Annotated in this window: 23 protein-coding genes; 19 read left to right on the top strand and 4 right to left on the bottom strand. The window is 65.9% G+C overall.

Going from position 1 to position 23,181, the window contains the following annotated elements; all coding sequences use genetic code 11:
- Positions 1-64 precede the first annotated feature (64 nt).
- Genes ruvB through queA form a run of 4 tightly spaced genes read left to right on the top strand, consistent with a single transcriptional unit; the run spans position 65 to position 3,675 of the window.
- Positions 65-1,132: a Holliday junction branch migration DNA helicase RuvB gene (gene ruvB, locus VFO25_04300; protein HET9342128.1), complete on the top strand. Its 1,068-nt coding sequence runs from the start codon at positions 65-67 to the stop codon at positions 1,130-1,132.
- Positions 1,129-2,277 (top strand): SpoIID/LytB domain-containing protein, encoded by a 1,149-nt coding sequence (locus tag VFO25_04295; protein HET9342127.1) that lies wholly within the window; start codon positions 1,129-1,131, stop codon positions 2,275-2,277. The genes ruvB and VFO25_04295 overlap by 4 nt, the downstream gene beginning before the upstream one ends.
- A 2-nt stretch (positions 2,278-2,279) precedes the next feature.
- Positions 2,280-2,621 carry a PilZ domain-containing protein gene (locus VFO25_04290; protein ID HET9342126.1) on the top strand — a complete coding sequence of 114 codons (342 nt, stop codon included), beginning with the start codon at positions 2,280-2,282 and terminating at the stop codon, positions 2,619-2,621.
- Positions 2,614-3,675 carry a tRNA preQ1(34) S-adenosylmethionine ribosyltransferase-isomerase QueA gene (queA, locus tag VFO25_04285; protein HET9342125.1) on the top strand — a complete coding sequence of 354 codons (1,062 nt, stop codon included), beginning with the start codon at positions 2,614-2,616 and terminating at the stop codon, positions 3,673-3,675. Before VFO25_04290 ends, queA begins: the two co-directional genes overlap by 8 nt.
- A gap of 15 nt (positions 3,676-3,690) precedes the next feature.
- Here the strand turns inward: queA and VFO25_04280 are convergent, their stop codons facing one another.
- Entirely contained in the window at positions 3,691-5,403 is a 1,713-nt protein-coding gene (locus VFO25_04280; GenBank protein ID HET9342124.1) for an NFACT family protein, read from the bottom strand.
- A gap of 35 nt (positions 5,404-5,438) precedes the next feature.
- On the opposite strand from VFO25_04280, the gene gmk reads away from it, so the two are divergent.
- The 8 genes from gmk to VFO25_04240 are packed head-to-tail and all read left to right on the top strand — an operon-like array spanning position 5,439 to position 13,334.
- On the top strand, positions 5,439-6,071 hold the full coding sequence (gene gmk / locus VFO25_04275) for a guanylate kinase (GenBank protein ID HET9342123.1): 633 nt from the start codon (positions 5,439-5,441) through the stop codon (positions 6,069-6,071).
- Between the two features lie 25 nt (positions 6,072-6,096).
- Entirely contained in the window at positions 6,097-7,926 is a 1,830-nt protein-coding gene (gene glmS / locus VFO25_04270; GenBank protein HET9342122.1) for a glutamine--fructose-6-phosphate transaminase (isomerizing), read from the top strand.
- Positions 7,927-7,929: 3 nt separating this feature from the next.
- Entirely contained in the window at positions 7,930-8,727 is a 798-nt protein-coding gene (gene rph / locus VFO25_04265) for a ribonuclease PH (GenBank protein ID HET9342121.1), read from the top strand.
- Positions 8,724-9,050, top strand: a complete 327-nt coding sequence (locus VFO25_04260; protein HET9342120.1) for a hypothetical protein — start codon at positions 8,724-8,726, stop codon at positions 9,048-9,050. Before rph ends, VFO25_04260 begins: the two co-directional genes overlap by 4 nt.
- Positions 9,051-9,055: 5 nt before the next feature.
- A complete protein-coding gene (locus tag VFO25_04255) occupies positions 9,056-9,829 on the top strand; it encodes an ABC transporter permease (GenBank protein ID HET9342119.1) in 774 nt (257 codons plus the stop codon).
- A gap of 26 nt (positions 9,830-9,855) precedes the next feature.
- On the top strand, positions 9,856-10,626 hold the full coding sequence (locus VFO25_04250; GenBank protein HET9342118.1) for an ATP-binding cassette domain-containing protein: 771 nt from the start codon (positions 9,856-9,858) through the stop codon (positions 10,624-10,626).
- A gap of 21 nt (positions 10,627-10,647) precedes the next feature.
- Positions 10,648-12,150 (top strand): MlaD family protein, encoded by a 1,503-nt coding sequence (locus VFO25_04245; GenBank protein ID HET9342117.1) that lies wholly within the window; start codon positions 10,648-10,650, stop codon positions 12,148-12,150.
- Positions 12,151-12,197: 47 nt separating this feature from the next.
- A complete protein-coding gene (locus VFO25_04240) occupies positions 12,198-13,334 on the top strand; it encodes an aminotransferase class I/II-fold pyridoxal phosphate-dependent enzyme (GenBank protein ID HET9342116.1) in 1,137 nt (378 codons plus the stop codon).
- A gap of 97 nt (positions 13,335-13,431) precedes the next feature.
- On the opposite strand, the gene VFO25_04235 is transcribed toward VFO25_04240, so the two are convergent.
- From VFO25_04235 to VFO25_04225, 3 genes are all read right to left on the bottom strand, one after another.
- Positions 13,432-14,049 carry a response regulator transcription factor gene (locus tag VFO25_04235; protein HET9342115.1) on the bottom strand — a complete coding sequence of 206 codons (618 nt, stop codon included), beginning with the start codon at positions 14,047-14,049 and terminating at the stop codon, positions 13,432-13,434.
- Positions 14,046-14,912, bottom strand: a complete 867-nt coding sequence (locus tag VFO25_04230; protein ID HET9342114.1) for a trypsin-like peptidase domain-containing protein — start codon at positions 14,910-14,912, stop codon at positions 14,046-14,048. The genes VFO25_04235 and VFO25_04230 overlap by 4 nt, the downstream gene beginning before the upstream one ends.
- An 80-nt stretch (positions 14,913-14,992) precedes the next feature.
- Positions 14,993-15,907 (bottom strand): trypsin-like peptidase domain-containing protein, encoded by a 915-nt coding sequence (locus VFO25_04225; GenBank protein ID HET9342113.1) that lies wholly within the window; start codon positions 15,905-15,907, stop codon positions 14,993-14,995.
- A gap of 171 nt (positions 15,908-16,078) precedes the next feature.
- On the opposite strand from VFO25_04225, the gene VFO25_04220 reads away from it, so the two are divergent.
- The 7 genes from VFO25_04220 to VFO25_04190 all read left to right on the top strand — a co-directional run bounded on the left by VFO25_04220 (position 16,079) and on the right by VFO25_04190 (position 23,127).
- Positions 16,079-17,140: a potassium channel family protein gene (locus VFO25_04220; GenBank protein ID HET9342112.1), complete on the top strand. Its 1,062-nt coding sequence runs from the start codon at positions 16,079-16,081 to the stop codon at positions 17,138-17,140.
- 97 nt (positions 17,141-17,237) lie between these two features.
- Positions 17,238-18,503 (top strand): SUMF1/EgtB/PvdO family nonheme iron enzyme, encoded by a 1,266-nt coding sequence (locus VFO25_04215; protein HET9342111.1) that lies wholly within the window; start codon positions 17,238-17,240, stop codon positions 18,501-18,503.
- A gap of 10 nt (positions 18,504-18,513) precedes the next feature.
- On the top strand, positions 18,514-19,494 hold the full coding sequence (locus VFO25_04210; protein ID HET9342110.1) for an ornithine cyclodeaminase family protein: 981 nt from the start codon (positions 18,514-18,516) through the stop codon (positions 19,492-19,494).
- Between the two features lie 69 nt (positions 19,495-19,563).
- Positions 19,564-20,118, top strand: a complete 555-nt coding sequence (locus VFO25_04205; protein ID HET9342109.1) for a sigma-70 family RNA polymerase sigma factor — start codon at positions 19,564-19,566, stop codon at positions 20,116-20,118.
- Positions 20,105-21,322, top strand: coding sequence for a hypothetical protein (locus tag VFO25_04200; GenBank protein HET9342108.1), 1,218 nt, complete (start codon positions 20,105-20,107; stop codon positions 21,320-21,322). The genes VFO25_04205 and VFO25_04200 overlap by 14 nt, the downstream gene beginning before the upstream one ends.
- 4 nt (positions 21,323-21,326) lie before the next feature.
- Positions 21,327-22,301 (top strand): ABC transporter ATP-binding protein, encoded by a 975-nt coding sequence (locus VFO25_04195; protein ID HET9342107.1) that lies wholly within the window; start codon positions 21,327-21,329, stop codon positions 22,299-22,301.
- On the top strand, positions 22,267-23,127 hold the full coding sequence (locus VFO25_04190; GenBank protein HET9342106.1) for an ABC transporter permease: 861 nt from the start codon (positions 22,267-22,269) through the stop codon (positions 23,125-23,127). Before VFO25_04195 ends, VFO25_04190 begins: the two co-directional genes overlap by 35 nt.
- Positions 23,128-23,181: the final 54 nt, after the last annotated feature.

Here is a 23,181-nt window from a genome sequence, read left to right as displayed (position 1 = left end):
TCCGCGCCCGCGGAGACCTTGGGCGAAGGGCGCGCACCGCGAGAGCGGAAACCAGTCTCCCGACATGCCGCGTAAACCGACCGTCCGGGGTGAAGAGCAGCGCGAAGAGCCGCAGCCGTCCCGTCACGCCGTCGTCAGCGCGACCGAGACGATCGAAGACGAGATAATCACCGTTACGCTCCGGCCGACCGGCTTCGAGCACTACGTCGGGCAACACGGGATCGTCGAGAACATCAAGGTCTCGATCGAGGCGGCGAAACGCAGGGGGGAACCCCTCGAACACGTCCTGTTGCATGGCCCGCCAGGCCTCGGCAAGACGACGCTCGCGAACATCGTGGCACGCGAACTCGGCGCGACGTTCCGCCAAGTCTCCGGCCCGACCCTCGAAAGGCCCGGCGATCTCGTCGGCATCCTTACGAACCTCGAGCGCGGCGACGTGCTCTTCATCGACGAGATCCACCGCCTGAGCCGCGTCGTGGAAGAGTTCCTCTATCCGGCGATGGAGGACTTCGCGATCGACTTCATGGTCGACAAAGGCGCGTACGCGAAGACGATCAAGATCAACCTCCAACGCTTCACACTCATCGGCGCGACGACGCGCGCAGGCATGCTGACCGCGCCGCTGCGCGATCGCTTCGGCATCGTCCATCATCTCGAATACTACACGCCGGCAGATCTGACGAAGATCGTCGCGCATTCGGCGACCGTGCTCGGCGTCGCGATCGACGCCGGCGGATGCGAGGAGATCGCGGGCCGCGCTCGCGGAACGCCGCGGATCGCGAACCGGCTGCTGCGTCGCGTCCGCGACTTCGCCGAAGTGAAAGCCGACGGTCGCATCGATCGCGAGATCGCCAAAGCCGCCCTCGAGCTCGAACGGATCGACCTTCTCGGCCTAGACGCCCTCGATCGCGCGTTCTTGAACGCGCTCGTCGTCCAATATCGCGGCGGTCCCGTGGGCATCGGTGCGCTCGCTGCAAGTCTCAACGAAGAGGAGAACACGCTGATCGACGTCGTCGAGCCGTATCTCATCCAGATCGGTTTCGTGCAGCGGTCGGCGAACGGCCGGCGCGCGACACCCCAAGCCCGAGCGCACATCGGGCACGACGACACCGGGCAGCCACGCCTGCTGTGAAAGCCGCGCTCGCGGCGCTTCTCGTCGTCTTGTGGGCGGCCCCCGCGCTCGCCGACGACACGCCGATCCGCGTATCGCTGCTTCGCGATCAGTTCCGCACCGTTCTCTCCTCTGAAGGCGGGCTTACCGTGAGGCCCCCGAACGTCTCGAGCGGAAGCCCGTACGTCGAACCGGACGTCACGACGGTGCTCGACGTGAGGCCGAACGCCGATGGCCTGCTTCTCGCGGGCGCTATCCAAGCCGGCAGCGCCATCGTCGTCGCTCCAGCCGATCCTCGTTATCCGCTCGCGATCGACGGCACGGTCTATCGCGGCGCAGCGATCGTCCAGGCGACTTCCGACGGCTCGATCGACATCATCAACGTCGTCGACCTCGAGCGTTACCTCGACGGCGTGGTCGGGAGCGAGATGGACCCGTCGTGGCCGCGAGCCGCACTTCAAGCGCAAGCCATCGTCGCGAGGACCTATGCTGTCGCGCATCTGGGCACACGCGAGTGGCTCGGCTACGATCTGCGTGCCGGCGAGCAAGACCAAGCATATAAAGGAGTCGCGGCGGAGACTCCCACCGTCGAATCGGCGGTGAGCTCGACGCGCGGAAAGATCCTCGTGGCGGGCGCCGATGTCGTGCACGCGTATTACTCGAGCTGCGATGGAGGGTATACGAGCAGCGGCGACGCGCTAGCCGACCCGGAACCCTACCTCGTCGCGCATCAGGATCCGTATTGCACGACGTCGCCCGACGACGGATGGAGCGCTTCCGTCGACGCGCAGACGTTCACGTCGGCCCTTCGCGCCAGCTTCGGCGACATCGGCTCGATCGGTTCGATCGCGGTCGTATCGCGCGACGAATCGGGTCGTGCGCTGAGCGTGTCGATAAACGGAACCAAAGACGCGCGGGTGATACCGGCGACGACGTTCCGCGCGCTCGTCGGGAACCACGTCGTGCGCAGCACGCGCATCGATTCGATCTCCTTGCGCGGCGGTGTCATCCGTATCTCTGGTGAGGGGTTCGGCCACGGCGTCGGCATGGCGCAGTGGGGCGCTCGCGGCATGGCGGAAGCGGGTAAGACGGCCGACGAGATCCTCGAGTTCTACTACCACGGCGTCCAGTTCGCGAGCATCGCGGACCGGCTCGCGACGAGGTAGCGATGGTCCAACGCCGGCGATGGGAGCGATGCCGCAAAGAGCTCCCCGTCATCATCGACCCAGGTGGCCCTAAGCCGATCGATGCGACGACGCTCGACATATGCGAGGGCGGCATCGGCCTCTTGTGCGGCGAGCCGTTCGCGCTCGGGTCGAAGCTGCGGTTCGCGATCGCGCAGATCGCGGACGGCGCGATGACCGGCGTCGTCAGGTGGTGCACGCCGTCGAAGACCGACGACCGCCAGATCGTCGGCGTCGAGCTCGAAGCGCTCAGCGCGCTGCATCGCGACGCCTTGGCGGACAAGCTTGCGTTATGGCGATCGCAGGCGGCGGACGAGGATGGATGACGAAACGCCCGCCGATTTCCGCACGGATGCCTTCGATTACGTACTTCCCGAAGCGCTCGTAGCGCAGCGACCCGCCGATCGTCGCGACGCCTCGCGGCTTCTCGTGCTGCCTCGCAAGGGGCCGATCCGTCACCTGCGTTTCGCCGACATCGCCGAGGTCGTCGAGCCGGGCGATCTGCTGATCGCGAACGACGCGAAAGTGCTGCGCGCGCGATTTCAACCCCGGCGCCGCGAAGGCGGTCGAGCCGAAGTGCTTCTGCTCCATCCAAGCGCGGAGCCGGACTGCTGGGAGGCGATGGCGCGCCCAGGCAGGCGCATCCGCAAAGGCGACCGCCTTTCGCTCGGCTCAGATTGCGGAATCGAGATCGTCGACTGGGCGGCCGGCGGCAACCGCATCGTCCGATTTTACGGCATCGGCGTCACCGAAGCGATGGCGCGCTTCGGTGATCTGCCGCTGCCGCCGTACATCCACGCGCCACCGCCGGACGCCGACGAGCGCTACCAGACGATCTACGCGGCGGCCGAGGGTTCGGTAGCGGCGCCGACGGCCGGCCTTCATTTCACCGAGGACACGATCGAGGCGCTGCGGCGGCGAGGCATCGGCTGGACGACGATCACCTTGCACGTCGGCGCAGGGACGTTCAGGCCGGTCAAGACCGACGACCTCCGCGCGCACCACATGCACGCCGAGCGCTATGAGATCCCGGTCGCTGCGGTAGACGCGAAAGAGGTGACGCGTTCCGCTGGAAAGCGCATCATCGCCGTCGGCACGACCGTCCTGCGTGCGCTCGAGGCATCGGCCCGCGCGGACGGTACCATCGAGTCCGGCGAACGCGAGACGTCGATCTTCATACATCCGCCGTATCGCTTCCGGACCGCTGATGCGCTCTTGACGAACTTCCATCTCCCGCGTTCGACGCTGCTCATGCTCGTCAGCGCCTTCGCCGGCCGGGAACGCGTCCTCGCGGCGTACGCCGAAGCGATCGCAAACGCGTACAGGTTCTACTCGTTTGGCGACGCGATGTTCGTCGAACGAGCCCACGTCGAAGATTGAGAGGCGAGCGGACCGCTAAGCTTTCACCGGCTCGACGAGGACCGTCCGGAAATCCGTGTACCAGACGAGCCCAGGTCTGCTTCCGCCTTGCTTGCGCACGTGTTTGCGCTGCGTGAAGTCGACTTCGACCTTCGACGCGGCGGCGGCGCGGCTTTGACCGGCGGCAAGCGCCGCCGCCGCGATGATCTGCTCGTCGCTGGGCCTGTCGCGGGGATCGCGGAGCTTGAGGATGACATGCGCTCCGGGAACGCCGCGCGCATGAAACCACAGGTCGTTCGGCGCGCCGACGGTGAACGTCACGCGCTCGTTATCTTTCGGCGATCTGCCGACGTGCGCGACCGCTCCGCCGGGCACGTCGACGACCCGCGACGCGGCGCGCTTCGACGCCGAACGTTTGGCGGTCGCGCGGTTGCGGCCGATCGCATCTGCGATCTCGTCGCACATCGCGGCGAGGGCCGCCGGACTATCGGATGCGGCGCGGTCGAGCTCCCATAAGAGCGATTCCCAGAACGCTCGGTTGCGCTCGAGCACGCCAAGACGCTGCGCGACGCGAGGCATGCCGCTCTTCGCTTTCTTGTAGCGGCGGAAGTACGCGGCTGCATTGTCCTTCGGCGCGAGGGCCGGGTCGAGTTCGACGCGCAACCCCTCCGGCGTCACGAGCGCGTCGGCTCGCGGTTCGATGTCGGCGAGATACGTATAGATCGCGTCGCCGGCTTCTTTCAGACGTTCCGCCTCGATGGCTCGCCGCTGCGCCGCCTCGAGCGAAGCCCGCTCCTTATCACATCGCTCGATCATCGTGAGCAGTCGCTTGCGCAGCGCATCCTCAGCCGGCGCCATGCGTTTCCTGTCGCCGCTCGATTGCGATCGTACGCAGGCCTCGTTGAGGTCGGGCAAGGTTTGCATATCGCCCGGCGGCCATGATAGCGCGACGAGGTGGACGACGTCGAGAACGGCGCCCGAACCCCATGCGAACACGGGTGCCGTGATGTCGGCGGCTGCGGCTGCGACCCGTTCGCGCAGCGGCAGCCAGATCTGAAGTAGCCGTTCGGATAACGGCCGCCCGGCATCGCGTTGCGTCGCGCGCTCGACGACGTCGCGCGCTAGCGGCGGCGTGCACGAGACGTCGAACTCGCCGAGCAGCCGCGCGATCACGCGCGGTTGGAGATCGCTTTCCGCGTCGATCGCCAAAGCGAATGACGGCGTATCGAGTTTCGGTGTGCGAGGCGGCGGCAGCCGATACGATTCGCCGACCTCGATACTGCGGGCGCCGTGCGCGCCTTCGAACTCCTTCGCCGCGGCGAGGATCTGCCAGCGCTCGTCATCACCGGGTCGCAGCACGAGGATGTTCGCCTTGTTCGGCTCGAGCTCGAACGCGACGCGATGGCGGGCAGGCACGCCAAATGCGGAACGAGAAACGACGTCTAGGAATACGATGCGGTCGTCCGGGACGGCTTGGACGGATTCGACGGAGCATCCGCGCAGCAGCGGAGCCACGCCCCCGGCCCAACCTCCGGCGACGTTTTCGTTTTCCGGCTCCGGATCGGAGTGCAGTGCCAAGAGCGGACCATCGGGTCCGAGCGTGGCGCGCAAGATCGCCTCGAGGCCGCGGCGATAGCACGCGATCCGCATGCCGCCGTCGCCGGCAGTGACGCTCCGCACGCGGGCACCGGTGAGAGCGTCTCGAAGCTCCGCCGCGAGACGCGCGACGAGCCAAACGTCGAGCGTCACGGACCACCTGACGGCCGCGCGTTGACGAGGACGGATTGCCAGCCGACAACCTTGCGCCGGTCCCACGCGAACCCGTATTGCTCGTCGTCTCCGGACCCTCGGGGTCGGGGAAGGACAGCCTCGTCGACGCGCTGCGTGCGGCGGAGCCGAAGCTCGCGTACTCCGTCTCGGCGACGACGCGACCGTCGCGGCCGGGCGAGGTCGAAGGCCAGCACTACTGGTTCCTCGAGCGGAACGAATTCGAGCGCCGAAGATCGGCGGGCGAATTCCTCGAGACCCGCGACTACGCCGGCAATCTTTACGGCACGCCGAAAAAGCCGATCGAAGATGCGCTGGCCGCCGGCCGCGATCTCGTCATGAAGCCGGAAGTCAACGGCGCGATGGCGATCAAGATCGTATACCCGCAAGCGGTGCTCGTGTTCCTGACCGTTCCGTCGGCGGCCATCCTGCGCGAGCGGCTCGAGCAGCGACGCACGGAATCGCCGGAGACGATCGAAGAGCGCGTCGCGATCGCCGCGCGCGAAGCGGACGCGATCGGCAACTACGAGTATCTCATCGTCAACGACGATTTCGACGCCGCGCTCGAGAAGCTGCGCGCCGTGCTCATCGCGGAGCGTTTGAAGATCGCTCGCGTGCGCGGACGAAGCGCGCTCGACGGCTCGTCGTGATCGGCGAAAGGCAAGTCTTGTAAACATGTGTGGCATCGTCGGTTATATAGGCCCGCGCAACGTGACCGGGGTTCTGCTCGACGGCCTGCGCCGCCTTGAGTACCGCGGTTACGATTCGGCCGGCGTCGCGCTCGTCGAAGGCGACAAGCTCGTCGGTACGAAGCGCGTCGGCAAGCTCGGCAATCTCGAGGAAGCGCTGCGCAAGCATCCGCTGACGGGCACGGCGGGTATCGGCCACACTCGTTGGGCCACCCATGGACGCCCATCGGATACGAACGCGCACCCGCACCTCGACTGCAAGCAGCGAATCGCGGTCATCCACAACGGGATCATCGAGAACCACGCGATGCTGCGCGCGGATCTCATCGAAAAGGGCCACACGTTCTCGAGCGAGACCGATACGGAGGTCGTCGCGCACTTGCTCGAGGACGTCTACGCCGGCGATATCGTCGACGCGGTGCGCAAGGTGCTCGGCCTCGTCCGCGGTGCGTACGCGCTCGGCGTCCTCTCCGCGGATAACCCGGAAGAGATCGTCTTCGCGCGCAACGGCGCATCGCCGCTCATCGTCGGCATCGGCAAGGACGAGATGTTCGTCGCGTCCGACATCCCGGCGATACTCGAGTACACGCGCAAAGAGCTCATCATTCAGGAGGGCGAGATCGTCGTCATCCGACGCAACGGCGCGTCGATCACGACGTTCAACGGCGAACATGTCGACCGCGAGGTGACGCACGTCGCGTGGGACGTGCGCAGCGCGGAAAAGGGCGGCTTCAAGCACTTCATGCTCAAGGAGATCTACGAGCAGGCGAAGGTCGTCAAGGACACGCTCGCGGGTCGCCTCGACGAACAGGGAGGCGTGAAGCTGCCGGATATCGGCATCTCGGACGATCGGCTCCTCAAGATGCGCAAGGTGACGATGTTCGCGTGCGGCACGGCCTATCACGCGGCCGTCTACGGGATGTACCTTATCCGCCAGCTCGCGAAGCTGCCGGTCGAGCTCGAGCTCGCCTCCGAGTTCCGCTACTCCGATCCGGTGGTGGAGAAGGATACGCTCGCGATCGCCGTGTCGCAAAGCGGCGAGACCGCGGATACGATGGAAGCCGTCCGGATGGCGAAGGCCGGCGGCGCCACCGTCCTCGGCGTCTGCAACGTCGTCGGTTCGGCGCTCGCGCGCGCCGCGCACGGCACGCTCTACACGCACGCGGGGCCTGAGATCGGCGTCGCGGCGACGAAGACGTTCGTGGCCCAGTGCGTCGCGATGGCGCTGCTCGCGCTGCACCTCGCCAAGGTCCGCGGCACGGCCGATCCGGACGTCTTGCGTGAGGTCGGCCTATCGCTGCGCGACCTGCCGTCGCTCGTCGACCAGGCGCTCAACACGAATGAAGATGCTATCGCTGCGGCGCGCCGATATTCGAAAGCGACGTCGATCTTGTTCCTCGGACGGCACGTCAACTACCCGATCGCGCTCGAAGGCGCGCTGAAGCTCAAAGAGATCTCGTACATCCACGCCGAGGGCTATGCCGCCGGCGAGATGAAGCACGGACCGATCGCGCTTCTCGACGAGAACGTGCCGACCGTCGTCATCGCGACGCGCGGTCCGGTGGAAGAGAAAGTGCTGAGCAATATGGCCGAGGCGAAGGCCAGGGAAAGCCGGGTCATCGCGGTCGCGAATCCCGGCGACCACGAGGTGCTCGAGATAGCGGACGACATCTTCGAAGTGCCGGCGACGCATCATCTGATCGCCCCGATCGTCAACGTCGTACCGCTTCAGCTGCTCGCGTACCACATCGCCGACCGCAAGGGGTGCGACGTCGACCAGCCGCGCAATCTCGCGAAGACGGTCACGGTCGAGTGACGCGTGCACGATCCTAACTCGCGCTCGGACGGACGAGCCGACGACGCGCTGCGGCCGGTGACGCTGCAGCCCGACTTCCTTCGTTTCGCGGAAGGTTCGCTGCTCATCGCGTTCGGCGAGACGAAGGTGCTGTGCGCGGCGACCGTCGAGGACCGCGTGCCGCCGTTCCTCAAGGGCCAAGGCGTCGGGTGGGTGACCGCCGAGTACTCGCTGCTGCCGCGGTCGACCGCGCAACGGACGCCGCGCGAGGCTTCGCAGGGTCGCATCGGCGGCCGGACGCATGAGATCCAACGGCTCATCGGCCGCAGTCTGCGCTCCGTCGTCGACACGAAAGCGCTCGGCGAGCGGACGATAACCATCGATTGCGACGTCATCCAGGCGGATGGCGGCACGCGGACGGCCGCGGTCACCGGCGCCTTCGTCGCGCTTTGTCTTTCGCTCGCGCGCTTGCGTCAGGAGAACAAGCTTCGCGGCTGGCCGGTCATCGACTGGCTGGCGGCCGTTTCGGTCGGGCTCGTCGGCGGCCGCCCCGTTCTCGACCTCTCGTACGCGGAGGATTCGCAAGCGCAAGTCGATATGAACGTCGTCATGACCGGGGAGGGCAAGTTCGTCGAACTGCAGGGCACCGCGGAAGGGTTGCCGTTTTCGCGCCAGGAGCTCGACCGTCTGCTGGGACTCGCGCGGTCCGGCATCGATACCTTGATCGCGCTCCAGCGCGAAGCGCTCTCCCGCGTGGACGTGCCGGTTTTCGGGCGCAAGCCTGCGGCCTCGGCCAATGCGGTGAAAGGCGCGACGTCGTGAACGCGCAAGCCATCGAGCTCCTCGCTCTGCTCGACGATTTCCACGTCACCGACAGAGCGCTCGTACGATCGCGCGATCGCGCACGGTCCCGGGCCGGTGATGCCGATGCGCTCGCCTCGCTGAAGAAGGAGATGCACCGTTATTTCGCCGCCCTCGCGCGCGAGTCGGTCACCCATCTCGCCGACCTCGACCGCCGCCTCGACGACCTCTATCAACGCCAGTACAACGCGCAGGCCGAGCGGGGCGCGGCGCAGCGACGGCTGGAAGCGGCGCGCCGCGTCCTCGATGCGCTCGGCGACGCCGGCGGGGGTTCGTCTCGATGAGCGCCGTGGCGCCGCGCCGGGCGGGCCCCTTCTCCGGCGTCAACCGGTTCTTCGAATACGCGGGCGGGCTCGCGACGATGTTCGGCGAGGTCTGCCGTAACGTCGTCACCCTGAACTTCCGACCTGTCGAAGTCATACGGCAGGCGTACTTCCTCGGCGTCGAGTCGTGGACGATCGTCGTGTTGACCTCTCTCTTCACCGGCTTGGTGATATCGCTCGAAGCGGCCTCGCAAGCCGTGAGTTATGGCCTGTCGCAGTTCGTCGGTGGGAGCGTCGCCTTCGGCGAGGTCCGCGAGCTGGGGCCGATGCTCACCGGCATCGTCTTCGCCGGCCGCGCGGGTGCGGCGATCACCGCTTCGCTCGGCTCGATGGTCGTCACCGAGCAAGTCGAAGCGCTCCAATCGATGGGCGTCAGCGCGGTGAAGGTCCTCGTCACCCCGCGCCTATTGGCATCGCTCATCACGGTCCCGATGCTCACTGTCTTCGCGGATATCGTCGGTGTCTACGGCGGCTATTACATGGCGTGGCTGCGGGTGCACATGTCGCCGTACACGTATTGGCACTCCGTGCAGACGACGATCATCTTTTCCGATTTCTACAAAGGTCTTGAGAAGGCCGCGGTCTTCGGCGTGCTGGTCGCGCTCGTCGCCGGTTACGAAGGCTTCCGGGCCGAAGGAGGGGCCGAAGGCGTCGGCCGGGTGACGACGCACGCGGTCGTCACCGGGATCATCCTCATCTTCGTGTTCAACTTCGCGCTATCGTTCGTGCTGTTCCCATGATCGACGAGAAACAGTCGCGAGAGCTGGTGCCCTCGCCGCCTCCGCCGGACGTCGCGATCAGGCTTCAATCCGTCGAGCTGCGCTACGGCGAGAAGATCGTGCTGTCGGATTGCTCGCTCGATTGCATCCGCGGTCATACGACGTGCATCATCGGACTGTCGGGCGCCGGCAAGTCGACGATCCTGCGCGTCGCGAACGGGCTGCGCCGGCCGACCCGCGGCTGCGTCTTCACGCTCGGCTCGGAGATCAGCAGGCTGCCGGAGACGGAGATCCTCGAGATCCGTAAACGGATCGGTTTCGCTTTTCAGTACAACGCGCTCTTCGACTCGATGTCGGTCTCAGAGAACGTCGCCTTTCCGCTCTACGAGCTCACCGATCTGGAGGACGACGAGATCAACGAACGGGTCAAGAACGCGCTCGAATCGGTCGGGCTCGATGGAGAGGGTGACAAGTTGCCCGGGGAGCTTTCCGGAGGCATGCAAAAGCGAGCGGGGTTTGCCCGCGCCATCGTGAACGAGCCTGAAATCATCATGTTCGACGAGCCGACGACCGGTCTGGATCCGATCATGACGAACATCATCACCGAGACGATCAAGAACATCCAGCACAAGCTGAAAGTGACGTGCCTCGTCATATCGCACGACTTGCCGTCGGTCTTCGCGATCGCGGACGAGATCGCGTTGCTTTTCGAGGGGACGATCATCGAGTACGGCTCGGTCCCCAAGGTGCGACAATCGCCGAACCCGATCGTCCAGCAATTCTTGCAAGGGAGCGACGTTGGCCCGATCCCCGTTTAGCCGATCGATGAGCACGCCGGCGTGAGCACGCAAGCGCGGGTCGGCATCTTCACGCTCTTGGCGCTCGCGGGCGTGTTCGCGGCGTACTACTTCATCACGAACTACGCGCTATCGCATAACGGGTATAAGGTCGGCCTGCGGTTCCACGACGTCGGCGGCTTGCAGGAGGGCAGCACCGTTCTGCTGTCGGGTGTCCAGGTCGGAGAGGTGACGACGGTCGATCTGCTGCCGGATCAGACCGTCGAGGTGACGTGCACGATCAACAACGGCGTCACGATTTATCGCGACTCCTTGTTCGTCGTCGCAATCACGATCACGGGCGCCACGACGCTGACGATCGAACCGCCGACGCAGCGCCAGGTCGCGATGATCATGCCGCAGCAGCCCCTGCCCTTGGATCAGCAGCCTTGGGGCACGCTGCCGCCGACGCTGACCGACCTCATCAGCGCCGGTCAAGAGCAGTTGAAGAACTTCTCGAAGACGATGGCGGTAGTCAATCGCGAACTGCCGGCGCTCGCGAGGAAATTCTCGCTCGTCGCGACGCATACGGACAGTCTCGTGCAAGATGCCGACTCGAGCCTTACGACGCTGACCGCCCAGATGCAATCGACCGTCACGGCGTTGAACGAGACCATCCGTACGACCGGCGGCAACATGGACGCGCTCACGGGCAATCTCAACGGGCTCGTCAGCGAGGACCGCCCGCGCCTCCAGAAGCTCGTCGACCGCCTCTCGTCGACGGCCGATAACCTGAACAAGACGATGGCGGGGATCGCCTCGATCGCGCAAGATCCTCTCCTGCACGACGGCCTCATCGGCACCGTGCAGAACGTCGAGGGCGCGACGGCGAAGCTCAAAGCGATGGCGACCGAACTCGAGAGCGTCACCGGCGATCCGAAGACGGAGTCGGAACTGAAGCAGACGGTCGCGAATCTCCAGTCCGTGACGGCGAAAGCCGACGCGATCCTCGGACAGTTCACGACGGCCGGAACGGAACCCAGTCCGGTGCAGCCGGGCGCTTCGCAACCGCTTCCTTCAGGCGCGACACCGGCACCGGGCGCGTCCGGCGGAACACATCCGTTGCCGCGATTCCAGCTGGGTAGCGGGTTATTCTCGCAGCCGCTCGTCCAAGCGGATGTACGAGAGACCTGGGGCACGCACGGCGGCGGACCCGCCAGCGACCTGAATCTGGTCTTGCTGCCCAAAGCGAAGACGCATCTCTCGGTCGGAGCGAACGATCTCGGCTATTCGACGACGTACAACTTCCTGCTCGACCACAACTCGAAGGATCTCCAGCTCGGGGCGGGCGTCGAATACTCGAAGCTCGGGATCGCAGCGCTGTTCCGGCCGTTCGGCAGCCCGATCGGGATCGACGCCCGGGTCTACGATCCGAAGCATCCGACCCTCGACTTGTACGGCGATCTACGGTTGAGCGAACGTTTGCAGCTGTTCTACGGCGAGCGCTATCTCTGGAACAACACCCAGACGAAGACGCCGTCCTTCGGCCTCGAGATCAAGTACTGAGGGTGTGAAAATGTGGTAGGCCGAGCGAAGCTCGGCTCGAGATAAGCATGAGTGTAGAGAAGTCGGTCCACATAGAGACCCTCGCCGTCCACGCCGGAGCGCAGCCGGAGCCGGCGACCGGCGCGGTTTCGCCTTCGATCCATCTGTCGACCATCTTCGAGCGCGACGCCGACGGCGGGTACTCACGCGGCTACAGCTATCAAAGGAAGGCGAATCCGACTCGCGGCTCGCTCGAGACGGCGCTCGCCGTCATCGAGGGCGGCGCGGCGGCAGCCGCTTTCTCGTCGGGATCGGCCGCGACCGCGACGATCATGCAAACCCTCTCGCGCGGTGACCACGTGATCCTACCCGGTGACGCATACTACGGTACGCGCGTCATCTTGAACGACTGCCTGACGCCTTGGGGCCTCGAAGCGACGTACGTGGAGATAGGCGATCTCGAGGCGGTGAGCGCGGCGGTGCGGCCGAACACGCGGATGATCTGGGTCGAGACGCCCTCGAACCCGATGCTGAAGGTGGCGGATATCTCGGCAGTCGTCAAGATCGCGCACAAGGCGGGCGCGATCTGCGTGTGCGACAATACGCTGGCAACGCCGATCCTTTCACGTCCGCTCTCCGACGGGGCGGATTTCGTCGTCCATGCCACGACGAAATATATCGGCGGCCATAGCGACGTGCTCGGCGGCGCGGTGATCGCGAGAGAAGAAGGGCCGAGATTCGAGCGCCTTCGCCATCTCCAGCACGCGCTCGGCGCCGTGCCGTCGCCGTTCGATTGTTGGCTGGCTCTGCGCGGCATGCGCACGCTGGCGTTGCGCGTGCGAGCGCAATCGGGTTCGGCGCTGGAACTCGCGCTGTTTCTCGTTGGGCATCCGAAGGTCAGCGCAGTCCACTACCCGGGCTTGAAAAGCGCGCCCGGCCACGCGATCGCTGCGAGGCAGATGAGCGGGTTCGGTGGACTGCTTTCGTTCCAAGTCCGAGGGGGCGAGCCAGCGGCGATGGGCGTCGCGGCGCGTTGCCGGGTATTCACGCGCGCGACGAGCTTCGGCGGATCCGAGAGCCTCATCGAGCATCGTGCGTCCATCGAGGGTCCGGGCACGACGACGCCCGCCGATCTCCTGCGCGTCTCAGTCGGCCTCGAACATCCAGCCGACCTGATGGAGGACTTGAAACAGGCGCTTTTATAAACTGGGGAGCGGTCGAGATTTATATCGACCGCAGACGAGCTTGCCCATGATAGACCGCGGCGGTCGAGCTGAAGCTCGACCGCTCCCCAAAATAATGCTATAGGAATATCAAGCCGCGGCGGATGCCGTCGGTGACCGCTTCGGTGCGGCTCGAGGCGTGGAGCTTCGTCATGATCGAACCGACGTGGAATTTCACCGTATGCGCGGAGACGCCGAGTTTCTTCGCGATCGCCTTGTTCGGCAGTCCGCCCGCCAGCATGCCGAGGACTTCGATCTCTCGCGGCGTGAGCACGCCGCCGTCGACGTTGGAACGGACAGGCGCAGGTTGATCGAGCGCGTCGGGGTGGAGGACGACGAGTCCCACCGCAACCGCGCGGATCGACGCTTCGATCTCTTCTCGCCCGGCCTGGCGCGGCAAGGACGCCCACGCTCGGTGCCGGCCGAACGCCTCATCCGACGGCTCGTCCGAGAGCAGCACGACGCCCGGTGCGTGGAGCGCATCACCCATTACCGATAGCCACCGGGCGATGTCGTCGGCGTCGTTCGGACCGGCGTCGATGAGCACGACGTCGGGTGTCGAGGAACGCACGAGATCGGCGAGCTCATCGGGTGTCGCGGCGCGACCGACCAGGTCGAACCCGTCGATACCCGCCACGATGCTGGCGACGCCCGCACGGGCGACGTCGGAAGACCCCGCGATCGCGATCCGCGTCATGCCGCTTTCTGGGCCCTCGACGCGTCGCCGATGAAGACTTCGATTCCGCCGACGCGCTCACCGTCGAGCAGGTCGAGCCGGATCGATCCACCGACCTCGCTGTCGTCGACGGCAGCCGCGAGATCGTCGGGCGAATCGAGCAACGCTCCGCCGACCCCGATGACGATGCGGCCGGGCATGAGATGCGCACGATCAGCGGGTGAGCGATCGGCCACGTCGGTGATGAGCAGTCCGAGACGTTGCTCTCCCATCACGGGCACTTGGACCGGCTGCGCGACGATGCCGATGTACGGCCGTTCGGACGGCGACGCGATGAAGCGGCGGACGACGTTCGACGCGATAGCGACGGCGAGTCCGTTGACGACCATCGAGTTGACGCCGACGATCCTGCCACTGGCATCGGCGAGAGGACCGCCTGAATTTCCCGGAAGCAGCAAGAGGTCGGCGACGACCCTACGAGCGGTCCGATCGACGCTGTGGATGATGCCGCTGGTCAGTGCGCCGACGAGATCGAGCGGGTTGCCGACGGCGAGGACGAGTTCTCCGGGTCGCAGCGCACGCGCGTCACGGAACTCGACCACCGGCAGGTCGCGAGCGTCGACGCGGATCACTGCGAGGTCGCGCTCTCGAGCCTTCGCGACAACTTCTCCGTTCAGTTCGCGGCCGTCGTGGAGGACGACTTTCGCACGCTTGCCGTGCGCGACATGCGCGTTCGTGACGATCGTGCCGTCGGATCGCGCGATGAGCCCCGAGCCTCGGCCGTTGCCGGGCACCACTTGCACCGTCGAGCGCCGCAGCCGTCCGGCGATCGCGGCGAGATCTGCGTCCAGTTCGGTCACGTTGTTCTGGTTGCGTTCGAGCATTTGAGAGTCCTTATGGTCGTACTGGCTAGATCGCGGCGGTCGAGATAAATCTCGACCGCTCCCAGGTTATTCGTCGTCCGCTATTCGTCGTCCGAGCCGGCGCGTTCGCCGATTGTGACGGACACTTGCGTGAGCGCGCCGGCGCGGATCACGCGCAGCGAGGATTGCGAGCCGACTTTGTCCGGCCCGAGCAGGCCGTGGACATCCTCGACATCGGAGACGGCGCTGCCGTCGATGCCGACGAGGACGTCGCCGATCATGACGCCGCTTCGATCCGCCGGACTCCCGGGCTCGACGGCGACGACGATCGCGCCGCCGGTACGCGCCAACTGCAGCGTGCGCGCGATCGATTCAGGCACGCGAACCGGCTGCAATCCAACGCCGAGGTAGCCGCGGGCGATTCGCCCTTTCGTCAGGAGGGCATCGGCGACGCGATCGACGGTCGACGGCGGCAGCGCCACCGACCAATGTCGGGTCAGGCCTGAGGTGTTGATGCCGATCAGGCGCCCCGCCGCGTCGACGAGCGGACCACCCGAGAACCCAGGGTAGAGCGTCAAGTCGGCGCGGATAAAGCGATCGACGCGCCCGCCGCGCCATGTCGTCCAAGAATCCGACAGCGCGCTCATGACGCCCATGCTGGCTGAAGGACCGTCACCGCCGGGTCGGGCGACGGCGATGACAACGTGCCCGATGCGCAGCGCGTCCGACGGTGCTCGTTCCGCGACCTGAGCCGCCGCCGAGTCGATTTTTAGTATTGCGAGATCCGTGCTGCCATCGCGGCCCGCGAGCCTTGCGGCGACGCGCGTGCCGTCGGGCAGGGTTACCCCGATCTCCTCGTCTTGCTCGAGGGCGTGGTCGGTCGTGACGACCACCCCCGGTCGCCAGAGCACGCCGCTCGCTCCGAAGCGCCGCCCGCCGTGGACGGTGACGACGGATCGTGCGGCGGTCGCGACGGCGTTGCCCAGATCGTCGGAAAGGTTGGTCAGTGCGGACATTTCTCTGCGTCTCCTCGTGGAGCGGTCGACCCTGCGTCGACCGCCTTGCTCTACCGTGTATGATGCGACGCGCACCGCCTCGATGCATCGGCCATCCGGGCGATGACGGCCTAGACAAGAGGATAGGTCCGACGGAAGGGAGGCGGAGTTCGCCCGCCACACAATCCGATCATGACCGTGGTCTACGTGGTGCTCGGGGCGTTCGGCGTTGTCTGGGTGCTCAACGATATCTTCAAGCAAGTGCTCGTGCCGCGTGCCGTCCAGGGCGTGAACCGCATCAGCGTCTGGTTCGCGCGTCTTGTCTTTATCACGATGAGGCGAATCGCAGCTGCGACGCCTGTCGAGTGGAGAGAAGACATACTCGGCCCGCTCGCACCGCTCTATTTCATCATGCTCCTCGGCATCTGGCTGTTCGCTCTCGTCGTGTCGTACTCGCTCATCCTCTGGGGGTTGCGCTATCAGGTCCAGCCGCCGCTCCCCGATTTCGGCTCAGCGCTCTATTTCTCTGCGACGAGCTTGCTCACGATCGGCTACGGAGACTTCGTCGCGACCGGCGGATGGACGCGCGCCGTGTCGCTGTTCGCCGGCGCGAGCGGCATCGGCACGGTCGCGGTCGCTATCACGTTCTTGTACTCGATCATCGGCGCTTTCCAGCAGCGCGAGCGCTTCGTCGTCATCCTCGACACGCGTGCCGGTGCGCCCGCATCGGGCGTGGCGCTCCTCGAAACGTATGGCGCCCTTGGGATGACGCGCGACCTATCGGCGCTCTTCCGCGACAGCGAGCTGTGGGTGGCCGACGTCATGGACAGCCACCTGGCGTATCCGATCCTCATGGCGTTCCGCTCGAGTCACAAGGACGAGTCGTGGGTCGCCGCGCTCGGGGCATTGCTCGATGCGGCGGCGCTGCTCGTGACGGTCACGCTTCCAGACGATGCGCCCATCGGCGAAGCGCGGCTTTTTCTCGACGTCGGCATGCACCTGACGCACGATCTCGAAGAATATTTCGATCTGCCTGGCCGTGCCCCGGAGACGACGACGTCCGCGGAGCGCGAGATCATCCGCTCGCGCTTGACGCGCGCAGGGTACCTCATCCGCGACGATGCCGACGCTTGGAACCAGTTCGACCAGTTGCGCGCGCAATACGTGAGGCCGCTTGACGGTATCGGCCGACGCTGGCTGCATGCGACAGCGCAACTGATCGGCGAGCGCACAGCATTGCCGGGCCATAACTAGCGCGACGTATCCTCGCGGATACAACGTGTAGGGAGGTCGGGCGAATCGTGAAATGGAAGCGCCTCGGCCCCTTATCGGCGCACGCCGAAAGGAGCGCATGATGCGAGACGTCCTCAATCCACCTTCGACCGCCATCGATTTCACCGATTGGTACCGCCGCAATCGCGAGCGTTCGACCATGCTCTTCGACATGGTCGATGCGCAGGCGTACGCGAGCCGGCCGATCCCGCTGCGCCACCCGGTGCTCTTCTACGAAGGGCATCTGCCCGCGTTCAGTTTTATCACGCTCGCTCGCGACACGATGGGCGTCAAGTCCGTCGATCCCGAGCTCGAACGGCTTTTCCAGCGCGGCATCGATCCGGCCGATGCGAAGGCAGCCGCGGCCGCGACGCGTTCGTCGTGGCCGGATCGCGACGAGATACTCGCCTTCGGCAAAGCGTGCGACGACGTGATCGTCGACTGCCTTCGACAGGCGGAGTCGGCGCCGGCAGGCAGCCGAGCGGTTCAGGCGGCCTATACGATCCTAGAGCACGAGCAGATGCATCATGAGACGCTTCTCTACATCTATCATCGCGTGCCGCTCGAGCACAAGCGCAAACCTAGCAACGGCGCCGCGCCCGCAGATGGAGCGTTACCGCGTAACGAGGTCGTGCGTATCGCGGCCGGAGCGGCGACTCTCGGAGCCAAGCGCGACGCGATCCCGTTCGGCTGGGATAACGAATTCGAGGAGCTTCGGGTCGATGTTCCGGCGTTTTCCGTCGATACGCACAGCGTGACGAACGCCGACTATCTCGAATTCGTCAACGCCGGGGGTCCGCCGCCGCCGTTCTGGGTGCAGCGCGGCGACGAGTGGCGCATCCTCGGCATGTTCGAGGAATTACCGCTCCGTCGCTCGTGGCCGGTTTACACGACGCGCGATCAGGCGATCGCGTACGCGACGTGGAAAAATGCCCGCCTGATGTTGGAGGCCGAGTATCATCGCGCGGCGTTCGGCACGCCCGGCGGCGACGAACGTGCGCTGCCGTGGGGTGATGGCGCTCCAGCGGCAAAATTCGGCGCATTCGATTTTGCTACATGGGATCCGGAACCCGTGGGGTCGCATCCCGCGGGAGCGAGCGCGTGGGGCGTCAACGACCTCATCGGCAATGGATGGGAGTGGACCGCGACGCCGTTCGGACCGCTGCCCGGCTTCGAGCCGATGGTGACGTACCCGCAGTACTCAGCCGACTTCTTCGACGACCTCCACTTCGTCGTGAAGGGCGGTTCGCCGGTGACGGCGCGCGAGCTGATCCGCCGCAGTCTCCGCAACTGGTACCGCTCGGCATACCCGTACATCTACGCGAAGTTCCGGTGCGTCCGCTGACGCTCGCCGCATGAGCGAGCGCCGCATGCTCGTCCTTTCGGAGGCCGACATCGCTGCGGTTCTTCCGATGGCGGACGTCATCGAGGCGGTCGAGAGCGCACTTCGGGCGCAAGCGCAAGACAAAGTCATCCAGCCGGTCAGGGTCGCCGTTCGCACGAGCACCGGCATGTTCGGCTCCATGCCGTGCGCTATCGACGGTACGGGTCTCGGCGCGAAGCTCGTCACGTTCTTCCCCGACAACGCGAAGCTCGGACTCCATACGCACAACGCGATCATCGAGCTCTTCGATCCACAGACCGGCGTGCCGTCTGCATTGCTCGACGGCCGGCTCATCACCGAGATGCGCACGGCGGCGACATCGGCGATCGCGACGCGCGCGCTCGCGCGCGAAGGGTCAACTGTCGGCGCGATGATCGGGACTGGCGTCCAAGCCCGGTCGCATGTACAAGCCCTCCAGGCGATAGGCATGCTCCGCGAACTCCGCGTCTGGGGCCGCACGCGCGACAACGCGAAGAAACTCGCCGATTGGGCCAGCGGGCTCGGCATCAAGGCGACGGTGTCGGCGACGATCGGGGAGGCGTGTCTCGGTGCGCATGTCGTCTGCACGGTGACGCCGTCGACGATTCCGATCGTGGATGAAGCAGATATCGAGCAGGGGACCCACGTCAATGCGGTCGGGTCGAGCGCGCCTTCTATGCAAGAGCTGTCACCGAGTCTTGTCGGCCGCGCGCGCCTCTTCGTCGATACGGTCGAAGGCGCGATGCGCGAGTCCGGCGACATCCTCGCCGCGATCCGCGAGGGCAAGCTTCCCGCCCAGCCCGACCTCGTTCGCCTCTGCGATGTCGTCGTGAAGCAGGCGGAGGGTCGCCGGTCGGCGGACGAAACCACGATCTTCAAATCGCTCGGCATGGCGATCGAGGACATCGCCTGCGCGGCTGTGGCCGTCGAGCGGGCTAAAGGCAAGAAGATCGGAACCGAAATAGCGGTCTAAGAGGCGTCACAACCGGCCGACCGGCGGTGCTCTAAGGGCGTAGCAGGGCGCGACCGGGAGGCGAAGCGATTGGCCTGGGCCTTGACAGTCGAAGAGGCGATGCACGTGCGGACGGATGCGGACGCGTTCGAGTCGTTGTACCTCGCCGAATATCCACGCATCCACTCGATCGCGATGCGGACGGGTCTCGATGCGAGCGAGTCCGAGGACGTCGCGCAAGAGGCTTTCACCCAGTACCATCGCTCGCACGCGGCGGATGCGCCGTATGCGGCCGCGTGGCTGCGCCGGGCCGTCGTGCATCTCGCGTTCAACACGATCCGCTCGCGGCGGCGTCGCGCGGCACGCGAGGAGCGCGACCATCGGACGGACGAGCCGCTCACGCTCGGCACGGCGACCGAGACGGATCCGCCATCCCGGCTCGAACATGCCGAGCGATCAGCTGCCGTTCGCGCTGCGATGAGCAAGCTGTCGGAGCGATACGCCTCGGTGCTCGCCCTGCGCTACTCAGGGATGTCGTATGCCGAAGTCGGAGCGGCGCTCGGCATTCCGGTCAACCATGTCGGATCGGTGCTTCGCCGGGCGGAATCGGCGTTCAAGAAGGAGTTCGAATATGCGTCACGCTGATGAGGGCGCGCTGCGCCGAATGCTCGACGAGCCGTTCGCGGTGTCGTCCGACCTGAAGCGTCACATCGATAGCTGCGCGCAGTGCCAAGCGCGAGCTGCGATCGTCGCCGACGAGGCGGAAGCGGCGAGAGCTGCTCTCGGAACTTCGACGGCCAGCGGCGTCGACGCGGTCTCGGCGTATAGCCGGTTCATCGCGCGCAAGAAGACATCCATTCCGAGCGTTTCGTCGGGACTGCAGCGCCTTATAGGTCCCCTGCGGCGACGATATGTCGCACCCGCGATCGGTGCGCTTGCAGCTGCCGTCCTCGTGGTCGCGTTCGTGTTCACGCCCATGGGCACGCTCGCGCAGAGCTTTTTGACGATCTTCGAACCGCACACGTTCGTCGCGATCAATATCTCAAAGGGCGAGCTCCAGTACATGCCGGATCTCAAGTCCTTCGGCACGATGGCGCAGCAGGGCGCGACCGCGCATCGCGAAGTCGCCACAGCAGCGCTAGCATCGGCGCTGACGCACATCCCAGCGCGCCTGCCGTCATACGTGCCGCCGAACTTGTCACGCGAGGCGCATTACTACGCGATCTCGCCGGTCTCTGCAGCCTTCCAGTTCAGCGCCGCTCGAGCGCGAGCGTACGCAGCATCGGTCCACAAACCGATACCGCCGATGCCGCCGGGTCTCGATGGGAGCGTCCTCACGCTCCACGCCGGACCGATGATCGTCGTCACTTACGGCGCCCAATTGCCGTCGGCACCGATGCGCCATAGCGCTACCGAACAAGTTCGCTCGGGTGGAACGATCGACGACAAATCGTCGGACGCGAACACCCGGGTCGAGCGCGAGCCCAGCGATGACATCTCGAACCTGCCGCCGCTCGTCGTCGTCGAGGCGGTCGCACCTCGGGTCTACTCGACGGGAGCGACGACGCGCGAGATCGAGGACTACCTCCTCGCGATGCCGGGAGTAGCGCCGCAGCTCGCCGACGAAATCCGCGCCATCGGAGACCCGAGCACGACGATGCCGATACCGGTTCCCATCGACAAATCGTACTCGCAGCAGGTAGCGATCGACGGCGCGCAAGGTCTTGCGATCGGCGACAACACGGGCGTCGGGGGCATGATCGTCTGGCAGAAGAACGGCATCGTCTACGGAGTATGCGGCGGCATGCAGCAGCGGCAGCTCATGGAGATCGCGCAATCGCTTCGATAGGCGCATGACGGCGGCCGTGTCGCGCGAGGGGTCCGCATCAGCAGGCCCCTCGCCCGCTATTCACACGGTCGATCTCGCGAAGCAGTACGGGGACGTCGCCGCGCTCGCGGCGCTCTCGATGAGCGTTCCGCGCGGCGAAGTCTTCGGGTTTCTCGGACCCAACGGCGCCGGCAAGACGACCGCGGTGAAGCTCTTGCTCGGTTTGACGTTTCCGAGCGGCGGCGAGGCATTCGTGCTCGGTGCGCCGGTCGGCGATCGCGAGACGCGCCGCAAAGTCGGATATCTGCCCGAGCTCTTCCGATACCAAGATTGGCTCAGCGCGCGCGAGGTGCTCGGCTTCCATTGCGTGCTGGCAGGCGTTTCGAAAGGCGCGCGGACGAGACACGTCGACGACGCGCTCGAGACGGTCGGCCTCGCGAAACGCGCCTCGGACCGCGTCGGATCGTATTCCAAAGGAATGCAGCAGCGTCTCGGCCTCGCGGTCGCGCTCATCGGCGAGCCCGAGCTCATCTTGCTCGACGAGCCGACGTCGGCGCTCGATCCGGTCGGGCGTCGCGAAGTGCGCGACGTACTTCATGCGCTCAAGCGTCGCGGCGTGACGGTGTTCCTCAATTCGCACCTGCTCACCGAGGTGGAGCAGGTCTGCGATCGCGTGGCGATCGTCGACCGCGGTCGCGTCATCGCCATCGGGCCGCTTGCAGAGATAACGGGCGACGGCTGGTCGGTGCGGATAAAGATGGAGGCGGCATCGCCGGCGTTCCTCGAGACGCTGAAGCCATTCGGTCAGGCGGCAGAAGAAGAAGGAGGCCGGGCGATCGTCCTCCGCGGCGTGACGCCCGGACAAGTCCCTGACGCGGTCGCCGCTCTCGTGCGCGCCGGCGCGCGGATAACAGCGGTCGAGCCGAATCGTCGGTCGCTCGAAGACCAGTTCATCCGATTGCTTCATGGATCCGCTGATGCCGCTGCTCGCGATCGCTAGCCTGACGCTGCGCGAAGCGGCGCGGCGTCGCGTCATCCTGGCGGTCGGGTTGCTTTCGCTCCTCGTCATCGGGCTTTCGGGATGGGGCTTCGAGCGCTTGCATGCGATGTCGATCGTCGAGGGCCGCCCATCGCCTTCGCAGGCGGCAGCGACGTACGCGATCCTCGTCATCATGCTCGCGCAGATGTTCAGCTTCGTGCTCGCGGTCGGGGCGGCGTTCCTCGCAGCGCCGTCGATCGCGGGCGAAGTCGAATCCGGCGTCGCGCTCGTCGTCCTTCCGCGGCCGATCCGCCGCAGCGACGTGCTGCTCGGCAAGTGGCTCGGGCTTTCCGTGCTGCTCGCCTTGTACGCGTTTGGCGCAGGCGGCCTCGAGCTCATCGTCGTGCGCCTCATCACCGGCTACGTGCCGCCTCATCCGATCGTCGCGCTCGGATTCATCGCGTTCCAGGCGATCGCGCTGCTGACCCTTGCGCTCGCGCTTTCGACGCGACTCGCCTCGATCACCGGCGGCATCATCGCCCTCGTCCTCTACGGCGTGTCGTGGCTCGCGCAACCAGGATCGACCGCCGCCGCGATATTCCACAATGAAGGTCTGCAGCACGCCTGTACCGCCATTACGCTGCTCGTTCCGACGGGAGGTCTCTGGCGCGGCGCGGCGTTCGCGCTCGAGCCCGTTCTCATCGCCGCGATGAGCGGCACGACACAGGGCGCCAACCCGATCACGGTGTCCACCCCGCCGACGGGGCCATTTCTGATATGGTCGGCCGGCTGGATCGTCGCGGTCTTACTGCTCGGCATCTGGAGCTTCAACAAGCGCGACGTTTAGCGTAGCGGTCGAGCTTTAGCTCGACCGGAGACGAGTCCCGCAACGTCAAGACCG

It is taken from the genome of Candidatus Eremiobacteraceae bacterium, from assembly GCA_035710745.1.
Lineage (GTDB): Bacteria > Vulcanimicrobiota > Vulcanimicrobiia > Eremiobacterales > Eremiobacteraceae > JANWLL01.
This window is presented reverse-complemented; position numbering and strand designations above follow the sequence as displayed.